This is a genomic window from Streptococcus parapneumoniae (assembly GCF_037076355.1).
GTDB classification, from domain to species: Bacteria; Bacillota; Bacilli; order Lactobacillales; family Streptococcaceae; genus Streptococcus; species Streptococcus parapneumoniae.
On record NZ_AP026968.1, the window covers coordinates 2042861 to 2060135 of the forward strand.

Below are 17275 nucleotides of genomic sequence, written 5' to 3' on the forward strand. Positions count from 1 at the left end.
AAACCCTTCCAAGGAGGTAGCGGATGTCTCATTCCTTTAAAAAATCTCTCCAAAAAGAAATTCTCCATAGAAGCTCTATCGCAGCCTTTGTGACCTCACTTTTACTACTCATTTTACTTTTTGGTTTTTCCTATTTTTTACAAAAGCAGCAACTCTCCAAAGATACAAGACAGATTGTAAAACAGGTTCAAGAAATGAAAGAAGCAAATAATGAGCTCCTGACTACTATGAACTATAAAATGATTCCTGAATTTTTGGACGGCAAACACACAGAGAGAGAAGTCTTTAGCTTATTTTACGAGACAAAAGCTAAATTAAAGCTTAGTTCTGACCTCATTATTCTAAACGATACAGGTGAATTACTATTTAGTACCAATCGAAATCATCAAGAAAGTATTTTATCTCCCTACTATCTAAAACTACTCATTCAAAATCCTTCTCAAGATAAAGTTACAGAAAAAATTGCACTCTCTTCAGATAAGCAACATTACACACTCTTTATCAAACCACTACTTCAAAACCAACGAGTTAAGGCCTATACTATTGCTTTCGTAAATGAGAATGATTTCATCTCAAGTTTCCCAATGATCAATTCCAAATACATCATTACCGATAACTTTGGAAATATGTTTTCCAACAATACAAATCAGTTTACTCGTTCCACTCTTGAAAAATTGGATGAAAAACTTCTACACTCTCGCACCCACTGGTATGCGAATGAACCGCTTATTGTTCAAAAAGAAAAAGTCGGTGCTATTTTTTCAATCTATACTTTTCAATCCTTTTTTCCCATTCCTAGCTTACTTGGTCTAGCCTCCGTCCTCACCTTATGTATATTCTTCCTCTACTTCTGGCAAGCAAGACGAATTGCTCATAAGATTGCTACACACAACGCTGTTCCTATTGAAAGCTTAGTTTACCAACTTCAAGAAATTCCCAAACAAGCAGAAAAAAGGCTTTCTCTACAAACAGGTGATGAGTTTGAGTTTATGGCAGAAAAAATCAACAATATGTTGTACGAATTAGATCAACTTCATCAAAAAATGCTAACCATAGAAAAAGAAAAGTGGATTTTTGAAAGAAAAATGCTGGAAGCTCAGTTCAATCCTCATTTTCTCTACAATACACTTGAGACGATTAAAATCACTTCTTTAATGGATGCCGCCCTCACACAAGACCTAATTCAAAATCTCACGCGCATTCTTCGCTACAGTATCACCGATTTAGAAAAAGAAACAACCATTTGCCAGGATTTAAAGATTATAGAGGATTACCTTATGATTCATAAGATTCGTTTCGAGCACTTTTCCTATGATATTGTCTGCCCAGAAACTGTTGATAATCAGCCTATTCCTAAACTTTTCTTGCTTCCTCTCGTAGAAAATGCTATAAAATATGGGATGCAATACCGTATTGATCTTCATATAAATATCCAAATTACCTTGGAAGCAGATTCTCTGACTTTTTTAGTCAAGGATAATGCCGGAGGGCTCACAAAACAAGAGCGACTCGCTATTTTAGACTCTTTAGAAAGCCCTCATACCCAGCATGGCATCGTTAACAGCTACAAACGATTGACCAATTTCTTTTCTGATGTCCAGCTAGATTTAGGAGTCAATCCCCAAGGAGAAACTTGGGTCAAATTTGTAACGAAAGGAGTAACTCATGTTTAAGCTCATTATCGTAGAGGATGAACACCTCATCCGAAAATGGCTAGAAATTGCCGTAGACTACTCTGCCTTAGGTATCCAAGTCGTAGGAACTGCCAGTCACGGTCAAGAGGGAATGAAACTCATCCAAGAAAAAGAACCTCATATTGTCTTAACAGACATCACAATGCCAATTATGGATGCTTTTATGATGTTCGAAGCTACTCGTACTCTTTCTTATGAAAAAGTTATCTTATCAGGTTATAACGATTTTCAAAATGCCAAAAAAGCCATGCAATATGGAGCAGTTGATTTCTTATCCAAGCCAATTGATACCAAGGAATTGACAGAATGTCTTCAAAACATTGTTTTGCGATTACAAGGTAGCACCTATCAAGAAACTCCTTTTTTAGAAGAATATCAAACTTTACTCACCTCTATCCAACAGATTGATACACAAAACCAAATCATTCAACAAATTATTTCCTTTGTCCACAAGCATTATGCAGAGCATTTTACGATTGCGACTATTGCTGAAGCTTTAAACTATAGCGAAAGCTATCTATATAAAGTTATCAAAGAAGACTTCCCCATGACTCTAAATGAATATATCTTACAATATCGTCTGAAACAAGCTATAGATAAGATGGCTGAATCTCCCAACTCCCCTCTAAGCGACATCTCTGATCAAGTTGGATTTTCAGACTATAAATATTTTGCCAAAGTATTTAAAAAGTATCTCCATATTTCCCCAAAGGAATTGAAATCACTCGGAAGAATAGTAAAATAAGCTATTCTTCTTTTTGTAGAGAATTTTACTCTAATAGAATAGAATTATCGGTTTTAAAAACGCTTACATTGTTTTAAAATAAACTTAAATAACACAACGGAGGTATCCATCATGAAAAAGAAATGGATGTATTATGCTGCTTGCGGACTAGCTCTTTTTGGTCTTGTTGCTTGTTCTTCTAATGAATCTGCCGATGGCGGTTCATCTGATAAAGGAGACGGCGGTTCGCTAGTCGTTTATTCACCAAACTCAGAGGGCTTAATCGGAGCAACTATTCCTGCCTTTGAAGAAAAATATGGTATCAAAGTAGAACTGATTCAAGCTGGTACTGGAGAACTTTTCAAAAAACTAGAGTCAGAAAAAGAAGCTCCTGTAGCTGATGTCATCTTTGGTGGTTCTTATACACAATATGCTACCCACGGAGAACTCTTTGAAAACTATACTTCAAAAGAAAATGATAATGTTATCAAAGAATATCAAAACACAACTGGCTACTCTACTCCTTATACACTAGATGGTAGTGTTTTAATCGTCAATCCTGATTTAACAAAAGGCATGAACATCGAAGGATATAGCGACCTTCTCAAACCTGAACTAAAAGGAAAAATTGCAACTGCTGACCCAGCAAACTCTTCTAGCGCCTTTGCTCAATTAACAAATATGCTACAAGCTCAAGGTGGTTACAAAGACGATAAAGCCTGGTCTTATGTAAAAGATCTCTTCACACTTATTGATGGGAAAATCGGTTCAAGTTCATCTGGTGTCTATAAAGCAGTCGCTGACGGAGAAATGGCTGTTGGTCTCTCTTATGAAGATCCAGCAGTTAAACTCTTAAATGACGGAGCTAACATTAAGGTAGTCTATCCAAAAGAAGGAACCGTCTTCCTACCTGCTAGTGCTGCTATCGTTAAAAAAGCGAAAAATATGGAAAATGCCAAGAAATTTATCGATTTTATTATCTCTCAAGAAGTACAAGATACACTTGGTACAACCACTACTAACCGTCCTGTTCGTAAAAATGCCAAAACAAGCGAAAATATGAAACCAATTGACAAAATCAAAACACTCACTGAAGATTATGATTATGTCATCAAGAATAAATCAGATATCGTTAAGAAATACAACGAAGTCTTTACAGATATCCAATCTAAACAGTAAAAGAGGTTCACTATGAGTGAGATCAAAATTATCAACGCCAAAAAAATCTACCACGATGTCCCTGTTATTGAGAATTTGAACATTACAATTCCAAAAGGAAGTCTCTTTACCCTTCTTGGACCTTCAGGTTGTGGGAAAACGACTCTTCTTCGTATGATTGCAGGTTTCAACAGTATCGAAGGCGGAGAATTTTACTTCGATGATACAAAAATCAATAATATGGAACCCAGCAAACGCAATATCGGGATGGTTTTTCAAAACTACGCTATTTTCCCACATTTGACTGTTCGAGATAATGTTGCTTTTGGTCTTAAGCAAAAGAAGGTTCCAAAAGAAGAATTGATTCAACAGACCAATAAATATCTTGAACTCATGCAAATTGCTCAATATGCGGATCGAAAGCCCGATAAACTCAGTGGTGGACAACAACAACGTGTCGCCTTGGCACGTGCCTTAGCGGTTAATCCAAGTGTTCTCCTCATGGACGAGCCACTTAGTAATCTGGATGCCAAACTTCGCTTGGATATGCGTCAAGCCATTCGAGAAATCCAACACGAAGTAGGAATTACAACTGTTTATGTGACCCACGACCAAGAAGAAGCTATGGCTATTTCAGACCAAATTGCTGTTATGAAAGACGGAGTCATCCAACAAATCGGTCGGCCAAAAGAACTCTATCATAAACCAGCTAATGAGTTTGTAGCAACCTTTATCGGACGCACAAATATTATCCCCGCCACTCTTGAAAAACGGAGCGACGGCGCTTATATCGTATTTTCAGATGGCTATGCCCTTCGAATGCCAGCCCTTGATCATGCTGAGGAGCAAGCCATTCATGTAAGCATTCGTCCTGAAGAGTTTATCAAAGATGAATCTGGAGATATTGAAGGAACTATTAGCGATAGCGTCTATCTTGGACTGAATACTGAATACTTCATCGAAACAGGGTTTGCCTCAAAAATTCAAGTTAGCGAAGAATCAACTTTTGAAGAAGATCTACAAAAAGGCGATCGTATTCGCCTACGAATCAATACTCAAAAATTAAACGTCTTTTCTGCAGATGGTTCACAAAACCTGATAAAAGGAGTCAACCATGGAACGTAAAAAACTAAATATTTGGACAGCCTCCTCTTTCTTCATCTTTCTTACCTATCTTGTCTTTCTCGTTTATCCTATCGTTACCGTGCTCAAGCAAGCACTCATACATGAAGGTCAATTCTCACTAGCTAATTTTGTCACTTTCTTTAGTAAAGCCTACTACTCTGAGACACTTGTTAACAGTTTCAAGGTTTCCATTACCGCTACTGTCACTTCCTTAGTCGTAGGAACCCTATTAGCTTATCTCTTCTCTATGTATGACTTCAAGGGGAAGAAATTTCTACAAATATTGATTATCATTGCTTCCATGTCAGCTCCTTTTGTGGGAGCCTACTCCTGGATTCTCTTACTGGGACGAAACGGGGTCATTACTAAATTCCTGACAAATTCCCTTCATCTTCCAGCTATCGATATTTATGGATTCAAAGGAATTGTACTTGTCTTTACACTGCAACTATTCCCACTGGTATTTCTATACGTTGCTGGGACAATGAAGAGTATTGACAATTCTCTACTTGAAGCAGCTGAAAGTATGGGGTCCTTCGGATTTAAGCGTATCGTAACGGTCATTTTACCTCTCCTAGTTCCAACCTTACTAGCTGCTGCCCTACTTGTATTTATGAGAGCATTCTCAGACTTTGGAACGCCTATGTTGATTGGTGAAGGGTATCGGACTTTCCCCGTCTTGATTTATACCCAATTCATTAGCGAGGTTGGAGGAAATTCTGCTTTTGCATCTGCTTTAGCAATTATGGCGATTATCATTGCCTTGGCAATTTTCCTTATCCAAAAACACATTGCAAATCGCTACAGTTTCAGCATGAATTCGCTCCATCCAATTGAGCCTAAAAAAACTACAAAAGGAAAAATGGCTGCCATTTATGCAACAGTCTACGGAATTATCTTTATCTCTGTTTTACCTCAAATTTACTTGATTTATACTTCTTTTCTAAAAACATCAGGTATGGTATTTGTCAAAGGTTATTCTCTAAACAGTTACAAGGTAGCTTTCAATCGTATGGGCTCTGCTATTTTCAATACCATTCGTATCCCTTTGATTGCCTTAGTTCTAGTTGTTCTATTTGCAACATTTATCTCCTACCTAGCCGTTAGAAAACGGAATTTGTTTACAAACTTAATTGACAGCCTCAGTATGGTTCCTTATATTGTACCAGGAACCGTTCTAGGGATTGCCTTCATTTCTTCCTTCAATACCGGTCTATTTGGAAGTGGATTTCTTATGATTACTGGGACAGCTTTCATCCTGATTATGTCCCTATCTGTCAGAAGATTGCCTTATACTATTCGCTCATCTGTTGCTAGCTTGCAACAAATAGCACCAAGTATTGAAGAAGCCGCTGAAAGCTTAGGAAGTAGCCGTCTCAATACCTTTGCCAAGATTACAACTCCAATGATGCTATCTGGTATTATTTCTGGAGCCATCTTATCTTGGGTCACAATGATTTCAGAACTCTCTACTTCTATCCTCCTCTACAATGTCAAAACAAGAACAATGACTGTAGCCATTTATACAGAAGTTCTCAGAGGAAATTACGGTGTAGCCGCAGCCTTGTCAACTATCCTCACTGTTCTAACAGTAGGTTCCTTGCTCTTGTTCATGAAAATCTCTAAAAGCAACAGCATTACACTTTAGTTTTCCCCCTCAAAAACAGCCGAAAGGATTACCCTCGGCTGTTTTTTCTTATCTTGATATTCTTATCAAATCCCTAGTTCCTAGCAAGCAAGTCTAAACTGATTATACTCAATGAAAATCAAAGAGCAAACTAGGATACTAGCCGCAGGTTGCTCAAAGCACTGCTTTGGGGTTGTAGATAAGACTGACGAAGTCAGCTCAAAACACTGTTTTGAGGTTGTGGATAGAACTGACGAAGTCAGTAACCATATCTACGGCAAGACGACGTTGACACAGTTTGAAGAGATTTTCGAAGAGTATTAAATAGAGGCTTCCTCCATCTTCTCACGTCCTAGTTCTCGGTAACTACGGTCACCAACAACCTCAACGCTAAACTGACCGTCCTCATATTCAAGAATCGTCACGCTACCATTATCGAGACCATGTGGATGCATACCATTGATCAGATAAACAATGGTTCCAATGGTCATTCCATGGCTGACAACGAGAGCATTGCCTCCACCTTGTTCTTCCATTTCTTTGGCAATCGCTTCAAAACCTTCCTTGATTCGGCCACTGAGTTTTTCCCAGCCTTCAGCCCAACCAGCTGTATCGACCTCTACCAAGCCCTCAGCCAGTTCAGCATAAGATAATTGGTGAACATGGTCCACATTAAAGATACGAGGAATAATGCCCATGAAAAGATCACCATCATAAGCTCCATCAAAGCTACCAAAACACCATTCTCTGATCCGCTTGTCCATGCGATAAGGAATTTTTCCCTGCAAGCCAAGCTCGTCAAGGATAATTCCCATTGTCTGAATGGTGCGCCCAGAATCACTGGAATAAGCACGCTCAAACTGCAGACCAGATTCTCGCAAACCGATTCCTAACTCTTGAATCCCTCGTTCACCTTCAGTTGTTAAGGGAGTATCGCTCCAACCTTGCGCGCGACCAATCGTGTTAAACATGGTCTTGCCATGACGTACCAAATACAATCGTACTTTTACCATTTTCCGTCCTCCATTTGCTTCTATTATATCATGGATGATAAAACAAAAGCCACCCAGACAGGCGACTTTTGCAGGAGATTATTATGAAAAAGTTTAGGAGTTCTATTAAATAAAGATATTAGATGAAAATCAAATTCAAACTAAATCAGTGTTATCTGTTTCAAATAATATTAGGAGGTCTTTATTTAATGATTATAGTATACACATCCAACCTTAAATAGAACTTAAAATTTCTCCTATTTTCTTAATTTTTAAAACTATGAATTGGTGCTGGGATTTGTCCTCCACGAGAGATAAAATCAACAGACGAAGCTCCATTGACTTTCATTACTGGAGCTGTACCAAGAAGACCACCAAACTCAATCATATCGCCTTCTTTTCCTTTGGGAATGATACGTACAGCTGTTGTTTTCATGTTAATGACACCAATTGCAGCCTCATCCGCAATCATAGCCGCAATGGTCTCAGCAGGTGTATCTTCTGGGATGGCAATCATATCCAAACCAACAGAACAGATAGCCGTCATGGCCTCCAGTTTTTCTAAATTAAGAGAGCCATTTTGCACTGCCGCAATCATACCCTCATCCTCAGAAACAGGGATAAAGGCACCAGACAAACCACCAACTTGGTTGCAGGCCATCACTCCACCCTTCTTAACTTGGTCATTCAAGAGAGCCAAGGCAGCCGTCGTTCCGTGCGTACCAACTGTTTCTAGCCCCATTTCTTCAAGGACACGTGCCACAGAATCTCCAACCGCAGGAGTTGGTGCCAAACTCAAGTCCACAATACCAAACTCCACACCCAGTCTCTCACTGGCCAACTGACCAACCAATTGACCGATACGAGTGATTTTAAAGGCAGTCTTCTTAACTGTTTCTGCTACTACATCAAAGCTCTGTCCACGAACTTTTTCCAAGGCACGCTTGACCACGCCAGGACCAGAAACTCCGACATTGATGATAACATCTGCTTCCCCAACACCATGGAAGGCACCAGCCATAAATGGATTGTCCTCAACAGCATTAGCGAACACAACCAACTTGGCCGCTCCCATATCTGATAGATTAGCCGTTTCCTTGATAACTCGTCCCATATCCGCCACAGCCGTCATATTGATACCAGACTTGGTTGAGCCGATATTGACTGACGAGCAGACCTTGTCCGTTTCAGCCAGAGCACGAGGAATAGAATTGATGAGAATCTTATCTCCCTTTTGATAACCTTTTTGTACCAAGGCAGAGAAACCACCAATAAAGTCCACACCAATCTCTTTCGCAGCCTTATCAAGCGCTTTTGCCAGAACCACGTAGTCCGTCGCATCTGTCGCTGCCCCAATCAGAGAAATAGGAGTCACCGATACACGCTTATTAACGATTGGAATTCCCAACTCAGCTGCAATTTCATCCCCAACAGCCACTAAATTAGCCGCCTTGGTCGTAATCTTTTGATAAATTTTCTCCGCAGCACGATTGATATCTGGATCGATACAGTCCAAAAGGGAAATTCCCATGGTAATGGTTCTAATATCGAAGTTTTGCTCCTCAATCATGGCGATAGTTTCCGTAACTTGTCTAATATCCATGTGCACCTCCTAGATATTATACATAGCTTCGAAAATCGCTGCACTCTGAATATTGATTTTTACATTCAAAGTTTGTCCAAAAGCTTCAAACTCATTTCGCAGATAAGTAAAATCTTGCTTTTCATCACTAGAGACAACAGCCATCATCGTGAAATATTCATCTAAGACAGTTTGAGAAATATCGTCTATGTTCAAACCCAATTCTGCAATTTTGCCAGAAACACCTGCAACAATTCCAGATTTATCTTTACCAACAACAGTTATAATCGCTTTCATAAGCAAACTCCAATTCTTCTTTTAATAGGAAACCTGAACATTAAACAGGATTCTTTTCAAATAGTATAGCATAATTCTAACGAAAATACTCAAAAACGCCTGCTTACGAAGTTGTTCTTAAGCAAAAAACAATTTCGTAAACAAGCGTCTACTATCCCAACTTATGATGAGTGTTCCCGCTAGGACCGAAATCCTAGCGGTAGACCAGAGCTAGACTAAGAGCACAAGACTCCATCATCATAACACTCAACAAAATTGATGATTTTATACTAATTCGATAATCGCCATTGGCGCTGCATCACCACGACGTGGTTCAGTTTTAAGGATACGAGTGTATCCACCGTTACGTTCAGCATAACGAGGTGCGATTTCTGAGAACAATTTTTGAAGTGCTGTAGTAGAAGTGTACTTATCAGTTGCTTCATCATAGTTTTCAGATGCGATTTCATTACGTACGAAAGCAGCTGCTTGACGACGTGCATGCAAATCACCACGTTTACCTAGAGTAATCATTTTTTCAACAGTTTTACGGATTTCTTTAGCACGAGCTTCAGTTGTCACGATTGATTCGTTGATCAAAAGGTCAGTTGTCAAATCACGAAGCATTGCTTTACGCTGTGAGCTAGTGCGTCCTAGTTTACGGTAAGCCATTTATTCCTCCTTTATTTATCTTTTAATCCAAGACCCAAATCAATGAGTTTGAGTTTCACTTCTTCCAAACTCTTGCGTCCAAGATTTCGTACTTTCATCATCTCTGCTTCAGATTTTTCTGTCAAATCATGCACAGTATTGATACCGGCACGTTTTAAACAGTTGTATGAACGCACAGACAAGTCCAGTTCCTCAATCGTACGATCCAAAATACGGTCGTCAGATTCAGTATCAGCTTCTTTCATCACTTCAGTTGACTTAGCAATCTCAGTAAGATTTGTAAACAAATCAAGATGTTCTGTCAAAATACGTGCTGAAAGCCCTAAAGCATCTTCTGGAATAATTGTTCCATTTGTCAAGATTTCAAGGGTTAATTTGTCAAATCCATCATTGCTACCTACACGAGCAGGTTCCACTTGATAGTTGACTTTTGTAACTGGTGTATAAATAGAATCTACAGCAAGTGTTCCAACTGGTGCATTATCTTTTTTATTTTCATCAGCAGGTACATATCCACGACCACTGTTAACAGTCATAGTCGCTTTTAGGGAAGAACCTTCACCGATTGTAAAGAGATAATGATCTGGATTTACAATTTCAATATCGCTATCTGTCAAAATGTCACCAGCTGTTACTTCAGCAGGACCTTCAACATCTAGTTCGATGATTTTTTCGTCTTCAACGTACGATTTCACTGCAATTCCTTTAATGTTCAGAATGATTTGCATCACGTCTTCACGAACACCTGGAACTGTGTCAAACTCATGTAACACACCATCAATATTGATAGATGTCACAGCTGCTCCTGGTAGAGAAGCTAGAAGTACACGACGAAGAGAGTTACCAAGAGTTGTACCGTAGCCACGTTCAAGTGGTTCAATTACAAACTTGCCATAATCTTTATTTTCATCAATTTTTGTTATATTTGGTTTTTCAAACTCGATCATTTAGTTACTCCCTCTTAAACGAAAAGCAGTGTAATGCGATGATTATACACGGCGACGTTTTGGAGGACGAGCACCATTGTGTGGCACTGGAGTCACATCACGAATTGCTGTTACTTCAAGACCAGCGGCAGCAAGCGCACGAATAGCTGACTCACGACCAGAACCTGGACCTTTTACAGTAACTTCAACTGATTTAAGACCGTGTTCTTGTGCAGATTTAGCAGCAGCTTCAGAAGCCATTTGAGCAGCGAATGGTGTAGATTTACGAGAACCTTTGAAACCAAGAGCACCAGCTGATGACCAAGCAATTGCATTACCATGCACATCAGTAATCATAACAATAGTGTTATTAAATGTAGCGTGAATATGAGCAATACCAGATTCGATATTCTTTTTCACACGACGTTTACGTGTTGGTTTAGCCAAGACTTTTACCTCCTATATTATTTTTTCTTACCAGCAATCGCAACAGCTTTACCTTTACGAGTGCGAGCGTTGTTTTTAGTGTTTTGTCCACGGACAGGAAGTCCACGACGGTGACGGATACCACGGTATGAACCGATTTCCATCAAACGTTTAATATTCAAGTTTACTTCACGACGAAGGTCACCTTCAACTTTGATTGCATCCACTTCACGACGGATAGCATCTTCTTGATCTGATGTAAGATCACGTACACGAACATCTTCTGAGATTCCAGCAGCAGCCAAAATTTTCTTAGATGTTGCAAGTCCGATACCATAAACATAAGTCAATGAGATTACTACGCGTTTGTCATTTGGAATGTCAACTCCAGCAATACGAGCCATGTTTTCTCCTTTCTATCTTATCCTTGACGTTGTTTGTGTTTTGGATTTGCTGGGCAAATTACCATAACACGACCATTACGACGAATAACTTTACAGTATTCGCAAATTGGTTTGACCGATGGTCTTACTTTCATTTCTTATCCCTCCAAGTTTTTCGATTATTTAAAGCGGTAAGTGATACGTCCACGTGTCAAGTCATATGGACTCATTTCGACAGTAACACGATCTCCCGCTAAAATACGAATATAGTTTTTACGAATTTTACCAGAAACTGTTGCTAAAATCTGATGTCCATTTTCAAGTTCAACCGTAAACATTGCATTCGGCATTGTATCAACTACTTTGCCTTCAACTTCAATCACATCGTCTTTTGCCACGCAAAAGCACCTCCATAAATTTCGATTCGATGCCTCTAGACACAGAGACAACAATTATAAGTCAGACTATCTCAGTATAACATTTATAGCGAATTTTTGCAAGTGTGAAAAACGCTTTATTTCAAATTTGTCAATACTTTTTCGATATCTGAGAAGACATCATTGATATCTTGATTACCTTCGATGTCATGAACCAAACCTTTGGCACGGTAGTGAGCAATGATTGGTTCCCCTTGAGCAATATTCACATCCAAACGACGTTTTACTGTCTCAGGCTTATCATCTTCACGTTGGTAGTAATCTTCTTCTTTATAGTCAACTGGTGGGTTAAAGACCTTATGGAAAGTTTCTCCAGTTACGCGGTGGATGATACGGCCACTCAAACGTTCCAAGAGGCTGTCAGGATTCACTTCAATGTTGATGACACCTTCTAGTTCAATGCCAAGTTCAGCCAATGTTTTGTCCAAGGCATGAGCTTGTTCGATTGTACGTGGGTAACCATCCAACAAGAATCCTGTTTCTTTAATATCATCTTGTGAAAGACGTTCTTTTACGATCCCATTTGTAACTTCATCAGGAACCAATTCACCCTTGTCAATATATAACTTAGCAAGAACACCCATTTCAGTTTGATTTGCCATTGCAGCGCGGAACATATCACCTGTTGAGATATGTGCAACATGGAATTGTTCTACGATTTTCGCTGCTTGAGTTCCCTTACCTGCACCCGGTAAGCCCATAATCAAAAGATTCATGATCTGATCTCCTTATTTTATTTTTAAATAGAAGCAAAAAATCTTTTCACCCCTATTTAAAAACAAAATAGAAGAGGGGAGACCAAACTCTCACAAATGTCAGAGTTTAAACCTCCACTCCCTCAGCATTTACTGACTCAGTAAATACTTTTATTCTGTTCTGTCCATGAAACCAACATACTTACGTTTCAATAGGTAACCTTCCAATTGTTTGATTCCTTCGATACCTGTAGAGATAATGATCAAGAGACTTGTTCCCCCAAAGGCAACAACATCAGAAAGACCAAATACATCTTTAGCTGCAATCGGCAAAATGGAAATCACACCAAGGAAGAGGGAACCAACAGTTGCAAGACGACGAAGAAGTTTAGACATATATTCTTCTGTACCTTTACCAGGACGAACTCCATGGATATAGGCACCGCTCTTTTGTAGGTTCTCTGCCGCTTTTTCAGGATTAATCTGTACAAACGTATAGAAGAATGTAAAGAGAATAATCAATAAAGCATACATGGCAATACCAGTTGGAGAAGTGGTTGCCAACATCTCTTGTGCTACCCTTACCCAAGCCCAATCATGACCTGTAGCACTCAAAAACTGAAGAATCGCCGCAGGCGCTGCAGTAATCGAACTGGCAAAGATAACAGGAATAACTCCAGCAGGGTTTACCTTCAATGGAAGGTAAGAGCTAGATGGAGCACCTTGTGCAACCTTAGTATATTGGATTGGAATTTTGTATTCTGCTTGTTGAACATAAGTTGTAAAGTAAATAATCAACAATACAGTAATAATCAAAATGATTACGAAAATGATAGATGAAGTGATACGGCTACTTGGGACGTTCACAAAGTAGTCCACATAGATGCCCTGAATCATCTCTGGAATTGAGGCAACAATCCCGGCAAAGATAATCATGGAAACACCGTTTCCGTATCCCTTATCTGTAATTTGCTCACCCAACCAAGTGACAATCATACTACCAGCTGTTAAGATGATACCAATCGTCAGAAAAACTTGTGGAGTTAAAGCAGTTTTAATCAATTGAGCTCCAGCCAAGGTATTAAAACCAGCTGTAATCCCGATAGATTGCACAAAAGCGAGAACTAGAGCAATATAACGAGTGGCTTGATTCAATTTTCTTCGGCCTACTTCCCCTTGTTTTCCCCACTCTACAAACTTGGGTAAAATATCCATTTGCAAGAGCTGGACAACAATAGAAGCGGTGATATAAGGACTAACTCCTAGGGCAAAAATCGAAAAGTTTTTTAGGGCATTCCCTGAGACCAAGCTCAACATGTTTAAGAAGGATAATCCACTTAAAGCATTCAAGCTATTGGCATTCACACCAGGAACTGTAATGCTAGTCCCGATACGAAAGACCAAAACGATAAAAATTGTAAATAAAATTTTTGATCGAACCTGCTTGACTTTAAGAGCTTCTCTTAATAATTTAAAAAACATAGGTCACCTCTCTTAGATGACTTCTACTGAACCACCTTTAGCAGTGATAGCTTCTTCAGCTGATTTAGAGAATTTAGCTGCTTTCACAGTCAATTTCTTAGTCAACTCACCGTTACCAAGAATTTTAATACCTGATTTTTCAGCTTTAACAATTCCTGCTTCGATAAGAACAACTGGAGTTACTTCAGCACCATCTTCAAAGACGTTCAATTGGTCAAGGTTCACAATTGCGTATTCTTTAGCGTTGATGTTAGTGAATCCACGTTTTGGAAGACGACGGAACAATGGAGTTTGTCCACCTTCAAAACCAAGGCGAACTCCGCCACCGCTACGAGCTTTTTGACCTTTTTGACCACGACCAGATGTTTTACCGTTACCTGATGAAGTACCACGACCAACGCGGTTACGTACTTTACGAGAACCTTCTGCAGGTTTCAATTCATGAAGTTTCATTTTTATTTTCTCCTCTTTTGTAAAATGCTAGCGCCGATAAGGGAGAAAAGGTTGTCTCCCCCATCAACTCGCCTATACGACGTCATCATAGATGACTATATCTAGTTTTAGGGGATGGTATAGTGCACATCCCCTAAAAATTCATTAGTTTACTTCTTCAACTGTTACCAAGTGAGATACTGCTGTGATCATACCACGGATAGCAGCGTTATCTTCTTTAATAACAGAGCTGTTCAATTTGCCAAGTCCAAGTGCTACAACAGTTTTACGTTGTGATGGAATGCGTCCGATTGGAGACTTAGTCAAAGTAATTTTAATTTGAGCCATTTTATCCCCTTTCTTATGCCAAATCAGAAACTGAAATACCACGAAGGGCAGCAACTTCTTCAGCGCGTTTCAATTGTTTCAAACCTTCAACAGTTGCACGAACAATGTTGATTGGAGTGTTAGAACCAAGTGATTTAGATGTAATATCTGCCACACCTGCCAATTCCACAACGGCACGAACTGCACCACCAGCGGCAACTCCAGAACCTTCTACAGCAGGTTTCAACAATACTTTAGCTCCACCGAATTCTGAAAGAACTTCGTGTGGGATTGTTGTTCCAACCATAGGAACTTCGATCAAGTTTTTCTTAGCATCATCTACTGCTTTACGGATTGCTTCTGGAACTTCTTGAGCTTTACCAGTACCAAATCCTACGCGACCGTTGTGGTCACCAACAACAACAAGAGCTGCGAAACGAAGACGACGTCCACCTTTAACAACTTTTGTAACACGGTTGACAGCAACTACGCGTTCTTCTAATTCAACTGCATTGTCTTTAAATGCCATTTTCTAGTGTCCTCCTATTAGAATTTCAATCCGTTTTCACGAGCTGCATCAGCCAAAGCTTTCACACGTCCGTGATATAGATATCCACCGCGGTCGAACACCACTTCTGAAATACCTTTAGCGTTTGCACGTTCTGCAACGAGTTTACCGACAGCAACGGCTTGTTCAGTTTTAGTTCCTTTTGAAACTTCTTTGTCAAGAGTTGAAGCACTTGCGAGCGTTACACCCGCTACGTCATCAATCACTTGAGCGTAGATGCCTGTATTAGAACGGAATACGTTCAAACGTGGGCGATCAGCAGTTCCAGAGAGTTTTCCGCGAACGCGACGGTGGCGTTTTTGGCGGAGTTTGTTTTTATCTGGTTTTGAAATCACAGTTTTCACCTCTTTAGTTTTAAATCGTGTGCTATGCACAAAGTTGGAAAATAGGTTGGTGGTTGAAAATCAACCACTCAACATTATTTACCTGTTTTACCTTCTTTACGGCGAACGAATTCACCAACGTAACGGATACCTTTACCTTTATATGGTTCTGGTGAACGAAGGCTACGTACGTAAGCAGCTGTTTGCCCAACTACTTCTTTTGAAATTCCGCTAACAACGATTGTTGTTGGGTTTGGAAGTTCAAAAGTAATTCCTTCTGGAGCTTCAACTTCGTCTGGATGAGATTTACCAACAGCCAAAACAAGTTTAGATCCTTGAAGTTGTGCACGGTAACCAACCCCGCGCATTTCAAGTTCTTTCTTGAATCCTTCTGATACACCAACAACCATGTTGTTCAAAAGGGCACGAGTAGTTCCGTGGATAGTTTTCATTTCTTTTGAATCGTTTGGACGGTGAAGAGTTACTTCAGTGCCTTCCACACGGATTTCAATATCTTTTGAGAACTCACGAGTAAGTTCTCCTTTAGGTCCTTTTACAGTTACAAGGTTGTCATTGTTAGTGAGTTCAACACCAGCAGGCAACACGATAACTTTATTACCAATACGTGACATGTTTATTTTCTCCTGTTAAATTGTCAGGCCAGAACGGCCAGTTTTCACGGGGGCTAAATCGATTTCTCGATTTAAAGGAACATTTAGGTTTCAATTTCAAAGTGAATCTAGGCATCGTCTCGCAGGCATAACTTTGGGTTAGGCAAGAGACGATAACGAAGAGTCACAAAGAAATTGGGAGCTAAATATTACCAAACGTAAGCGATAACTTCTCCACCAACATTCTTTTGGCGTGCTTCTTTATCAGTAAGCAAACCTTCAGAAGTTGAAAGGATAGCAATTCCAAGTCCGTTAAGAACTTTTGGAAGGTCTTCACGTTTTTTGTAGACACGAAGTCCTGGTTTAGAAACACGTTTCAAGTTAGTGATAACTTTTTCACCGTTTGGTCCGTATTTAAGGAATACACGGATGATGCCTTGTTTGTCATCTTCGATGATTTCAACGTTTTTTACAAAACCTTCGCGTTTAAGGATTTCAGCAATCCCTTTTTTGATGTTTGATGCAGGTACTTCAAGTACTTCGTGTTTAGCTTGGTTAGCGTTACGAATACGAGTTAGGAAGTCTGCGATTGGGTCAGTCATAACCATTTTGTTTTTCTCCTCTTACTAGTAGTTTGCAAGTTGCACTTGCTAGTTAATGATTGAGCTAGGCTCAGATAGTATTGATACATTCAAATGAGAAAACTCTTATTTGAACACGAGCTACAACCTGGGCAAAAAAGATAAATTTGTTTTGGAGCATCGCTCCTACACCAAATTTCCTATTTTTGCTGTGGTTGTTACGCTCTTTGTATC

23 protein-coding genes are annotated in these 17275 nt (G+C 39.5%); 6 read left to right on the forward strand and 17 right to left on the reverse strand.

Annotated elements, in window-relative coordinates; genetic code table 11:
* The first annotated feature begins 23 nt into the window (after window positions 1–23).
* From SP4011_RS10100 to SP4011_RS10125, 6 genes are all read left to right on the forward strand, one after another.
* A complete protein-coding gene (locus SP4011_RS10100; RefSeq protein WP_338619211.1) occupies window positions 24–1673 on the forward strand; it encodes a sensor histidine kinase in 1650 nt (549 codons plus the stop codon).
* On the forward strand, window positions 1666–2439 hold the full coding sequence (locus SP4011_RS10105; RefSeq protein ID WP_023939665.1) for a response regulator transcription factor: 774 nt from the start codon (window positions 1666–1668) through the stop codon (window positions 2437–2439). The genes SP4011_RS10100 and SP4011_RS10105 overlap by 8 nt, the downstream gene beginning before the upstream one ends.
* 111 nt (window positions 2440–2550) lie before the next feature.
* Complete coding sequence (locus SP4011_RS10110; protein ID WP_061438663.1) at window positions 2551–3597, forward strand: ABC transporter substrate-binding protein; 1047 nt, start codon at window positions 2551–2553, stop codon at window positions 3595–3597.
* A gap of 12 nt (window positions 3598–3609) precedes the next feature.
* Window positions 3610–4701 (forward strand): ABC transporter ATP-binding protein, encoded by a 1092-nt coding sequence (locus tag SP4011_RS10115; RefSeq protein WP_061438662.1) that lies wholly within the window; start codon window positions 3610–3612, stop codon window positions 4699–4701.
* Window positions 4691–6349, forward strand: coding sequence for an ABC transporter permease (locus SP4011_RS10120; RefSeq protein WP_061438661.1), 1659 nt, complete (start codon window positions 4691–4693; stop codon window positions 6347–6349). The genes SP4011_RS10115 and SP4011_RS10120 overlap by 11 nt, the downstream gene beginning before the upstream one ends.
* A 111-nt stretch (window positions 6350–6460) precedes the next feature.
* On the forward strand, window positions 6461–6652 hold the full coding sequence (locus SP4011_RS10125) for a hypothetical protein (RefSeq protein ID WP_061438660.1): 192 nt from the start codon (window positions 6461–6463) through the stop codon (window positions 6650–6652).
* On the opposite strand, the gene SP4011_RS10130 is transcribed toward SP4011_RS10125, so the two are convergent.
* From SP4011_RS10130 to rpsH, 17 genes are all read right to left on the reverse strand, one after another.
* Window positions 6649–7341: a histidine phosphatase family protein gene (locus SP4011_RS10130; protein WP_050261297.1), complete on the reverse strand. Its 693-nt coding sequence runs from the start codon at window positions 7339–7341 to the stop codon at window positions 6649–6651. The two genes, SP4011_RS10125 and SP4011_RS10130, sit on opposite strands and share 4 nt — an antisense overlap.
* 244 nt (window positions 7342–7585) lie before the next feature.
* Window positions 7586–8923: a PFL family protein gene (locus SP4011_RS10135; RefSeq protein WP_061438659.1), complete on the reverse strand. Its 1338-nt coding sequence runs from the start codon at window positions 8921–8923 to the stop codon at window positions 7586–7588.
* Window positions 8924–8932: 9 nt separating this feature from the next.
* Window positions 8933–9199, reverse strand: coding sequence for an ACT domain-containing protein (locus SP4011_RS10140; RefSeq protein ID WP_000644124.1), 267 nt, complete (start codon window positions 9197–9199; stop codon window positions 8933–8935).
* A gap of 264 nt (window positions 9200–9463) precedes the next feature.
* Window positions 9464–9850 (reverse strand): 50S ribosomal protein L17, encoded by a 387-nt coding sequence (gene rplQ, locus SP4011_RS10145; protein WP_000331493.1) that lies wholly within the window; start codon window positions 9848–9850, stop codon window positions 9464–9466.
* Window positions 9851–9861: 11 nt separating this feature from the next.
* Window positions 9862–10797, reverse strand: a complete 936-nt coding sequence (locus SP4011_RS10150; protein WP_000568988.1) for a DNA-directed RNA polymerase subunit alpha — start codon at window positions 10795–10797, stop codon at window positions 9862–9864.
* Between the two features lie 42 nt (window positions 10798–10839).
* Window positions 10840–11223, reverse strand: coding sequence for a 30S ribosomal protein S11 (gene rpsK / locus SP4011_RS10155; RefSeq protein WP_001118385.1), 384 nt, complete (start codon window positions 11221–11223; stop codon window positions 10840–10842).
* Between the two features lie 17 nt (window positions 11224–11240).
* Window positions 11241–11606: a 30S ribosomal protein S13 gene (gene rpsM / locus SP4011_RS10160; RefSeq protein WP_000090781.1), complete on the reverse strand. Its 366-nt coding sequence runs from the start codon at window positions 11604–11606 to the stop codon at window positions 11241–11243.
* A gap of 17 nt (window positions 11607–11623) precedes the next feature.
* Window positions 11624–11740: a 50S ribosomal protein L36 gene (gene rpmJ / locus SP4011_RS10165; protein ID WP_001808836.1), complete on the reverse strand. Its 117-nt coding sequence runs from the start codon at window positions 11738–11740 to the stop codon at window positions 11624–11626.
* Window positions 11741–11764: 24 nt separating this feature from the next.
* The gene (infA, locus tag SP4011_RS10170) at window positions 11765–11983 is read right to left on the reverse strand and encodes a translation initiation factor IF-1 (RefSeq protein ID WP_001029883.1); all 219 of its coding nucleotides are present in this window, start codon (window positions 11981–11983) and stop codon (window positions 11765–11767) included.
* 116 nt (window positions 11984–12099) lie between these two features.
* Window positions 12100–12738, reverse strand: coding sequence for an adenylate kinase (locus tag SP4011_RS10175; RefSeq protein ID WP_261080966.1), 639 nt, complete (start codon window positions 12736–12738; stop codon window positions 12100–12102).
* Window positions 12739–12888: 150 nt separating this feature from the next.
* The gene (gene secY / locus SP4011_RS10180; RefSeq protein WP_049511466.1) at window positions 12889–14199 is read right to left on the reverse strand and encodes a preprotein translocase subunit SecY; all 1311 of its coding nucleotides are present in this window, start codon (window positions 14197–14199) and stop codon (window positions 12889–12891) included.
* A 12-nt stretch (window positions 14200–14211) separates the two neighbouring features.
* On the reverse strand, window positions 14212–14652 hold the full coding sequence (gene rplO, locus SP4011_RS10185; RefSeq protein ID WP_000766087.1) for a 50S ribosomal protein L15: 441 nt from the start codon (window positions 14650–14652) through the stop codon (window positions 14212–14214).
* Window positions 14653–14796: 144 nt separating this feature from the next.
* Complete coding sequence (rpmD, locus tag SP4011_RS10190; protein WP_000057241.1) at window positions 14797–14979, reverse strand: 50S ribosomal protein L30; 183 nt, start codon at window positions 14977–14979, stop codon at window positions 14797–14799.
* Between the two features lie 13 nt (window positions 14980–14992).
* Window positions 14993–15487: a 30S ribosomal protein S5 gene (rpsE, locus tag SP4011_RS10195; RefSeq protein WP_000874202.1), complete on the reverse strand. Its 495-nt coding sequence runs from the start codon at window positions 15485–15487 to the stop codon at window positions 14993–14995.
* Between the two features lie 17 nt (window positions 15488–15504).
* A complete protein-coding gene (gene rplR / locus SP4011_RS10200; RefSeq protein ID WP_000624044.1) occupies window positions 15505–15861 on the reverse strand; it encodes a 50S ribosomal protein L18 in 357 nt (118 codons plus the stop codon).
* 83 nt (window positions 15862–15944) lie between these two features.
* Window positions 15945–16481, reverse strand: a complete 537-nt coding sequence (rplF, locus tag SP4011_RS10205) for a 50S ribosomal protein L6 (RefSeq protein ID WP_000086635.1) — start codon at window positions 16479–16481, stop codon at window positions 15945–15947.
* A gap of 188 nt (window positions 16482–16669) precedes the next feature.
* Window positions 16670–17068 carry a 30S ribosomal protein S8 gene (gene rpsH, locus SP4011_RS10210; protein ID WP_000245504.1) on the reverse strand — a complete coding sequence of 133 codons (399 nt, stop codon included), beginning with the start codon at window positions 17066–17068 and terminating at the stop codon, window positions 16670–16672.
* Window positions 17069–17275: the final 207 nt, after the last annotated feature.

Excerpts from the sequence above, each read along its gene's own strand:
- SP4011_RS10100 (WP_338619211.1), top strand. The coding sequence starts at position 24 with ATGTCTCATTCCTTTAAAAAATCTCTCCAAAAAGAAATTCTCCATAGA.
- SP4011_RS10105 (WP_023939665.1), top strand. The coding sequence starts at position 1,666 with ATGTTTAAGCTCATTATCGTAGAGGATGAACACCTCATCCGAAAATGG.
- SP4011_RS10110 (WP_061438663.1), top strand. The coding sequence starts at position 2,551 with ATGAAAAAGAAATGGATGTATTATGCTGCTTGCGGACTAGCTCTTTTT.
- SP4011_RS10115 (WP_061438662.1), top strand. The coding sequence starts at position 3,610 with ATGAGTGAGATCAAAATTATCAACGCCAAAAAAATCTACCACGATGTC.
- SP4011_RS10120 (WP_061438661.1), top strand. The coding sequence starts at position 4,691 with ATGGAACGTAAAAAACTAAATATTTGGACAGCCTCCTCTTTCTTCATC.
- SP4011_RS10125 (WP_061438660.1), top strand. The coding sequence starts at position 6,461 with ATGAAAATCAAAGAGCAAACTAGGATACTAGCCGCAGGTTGCTCAAAG.
- SP4011_RS10130 (WP_050261297.1), bottom strand. The coding sequence starts at position 7,341 with ATGGTAAAAGTACGATTGTATTTGGTACGTCATGGCAAGACCATGTTT.
- SP4011_RS10135 (WP_061438659.1), bottom strand. The coding sequence starts at position 8,923 with ATGGATATTAGACAAGTTACGGAAACTATCGCCATGATTGAGGAGCAA.
- SP4011_RS10140 (WP_000644124.1), bottom strand. The coding sequence starts at position 9,199 with ATGAAAGCGATTATAACTGTTGTTGGTAAAGATAAATCTGGAATTGTT.
- rplQ (WP_000331493.1), bottom strand. The coding sequence starts at position 9,850 with ATGGCTTACCGTAAACTAGGACGCACTAGCTCACAGCGTAAAGCAATG.
- SP4011_RS10150 (WP_000568988.1), bottom strand. The coding sequence starts at position 10,797 with ATGATCGAGTTTGAAAAACCAAATATAACAAAAATTGATGAAAATAAA.
- rpsM (WP_000090781.1), bottom strand. The coding sequence starts at position 11,606 with ATGGCTCGTATTGCTGGAGTTGACATTCCAAATGACAAACGCGTAGTA.
- rpmJ (WP_001808836.1), bottom strand. The coding sequence starts at position 11,740 with ATGAAAGTAAGACCATCGGTCAAACCAATTTGCGAATACTGTAAAGTT.
- SP4011_RS10175 (WP_261080966.1), bottom strand. The coding sequence starts at position 12,738 with ATGAATCTTTTGATTATGGGCTTACCGGGTGCAGGTAAGGGAACTCAA.
- secY (WP_049511466.1), bottom strand. The coding sequence starts at position 14,199 with ATGTTTTTTAAATTATTAAGAGAAGCTCTTAAAGTCAAGCAGGTTCGA.
- rplO (WP_000766087.1), bottom strand. The coding sequence starts at position 14,652 with ATGAAACTTCATGAATTGAAACCTGCAGAAGGTTCTCGTAAAGTACGT.
- rpmD (WP_000057241.1), bottom strand. The coding sequence starts at position 14,979 with ATGGCTCAAATTAAAATTACTTTGACTAAGTCTCCAATCGGACGCATT.
- rpsE (WP_000874202.1), bottom strand. The coding sequence starts at position 15,487 with ATGGCATTTAAAGACAATGCAGTTGAATTAGAAGAACGCGTAGTTGCT.
- rplF (WP_000086635.1), bottom strand. The coding sequence starts at position 16,481 with ATGTCACGTATTGGTAATAAAGTTATCGTGTTGCCTGCTGGTGTTGAA.
- rpsH (WP_000245504.1), bottom strand. The coding sequence starts at position 17,068 with ATGGTTATGACTGACCCAATCGCAGACTTCCTAACTCGTATTCGTAAC.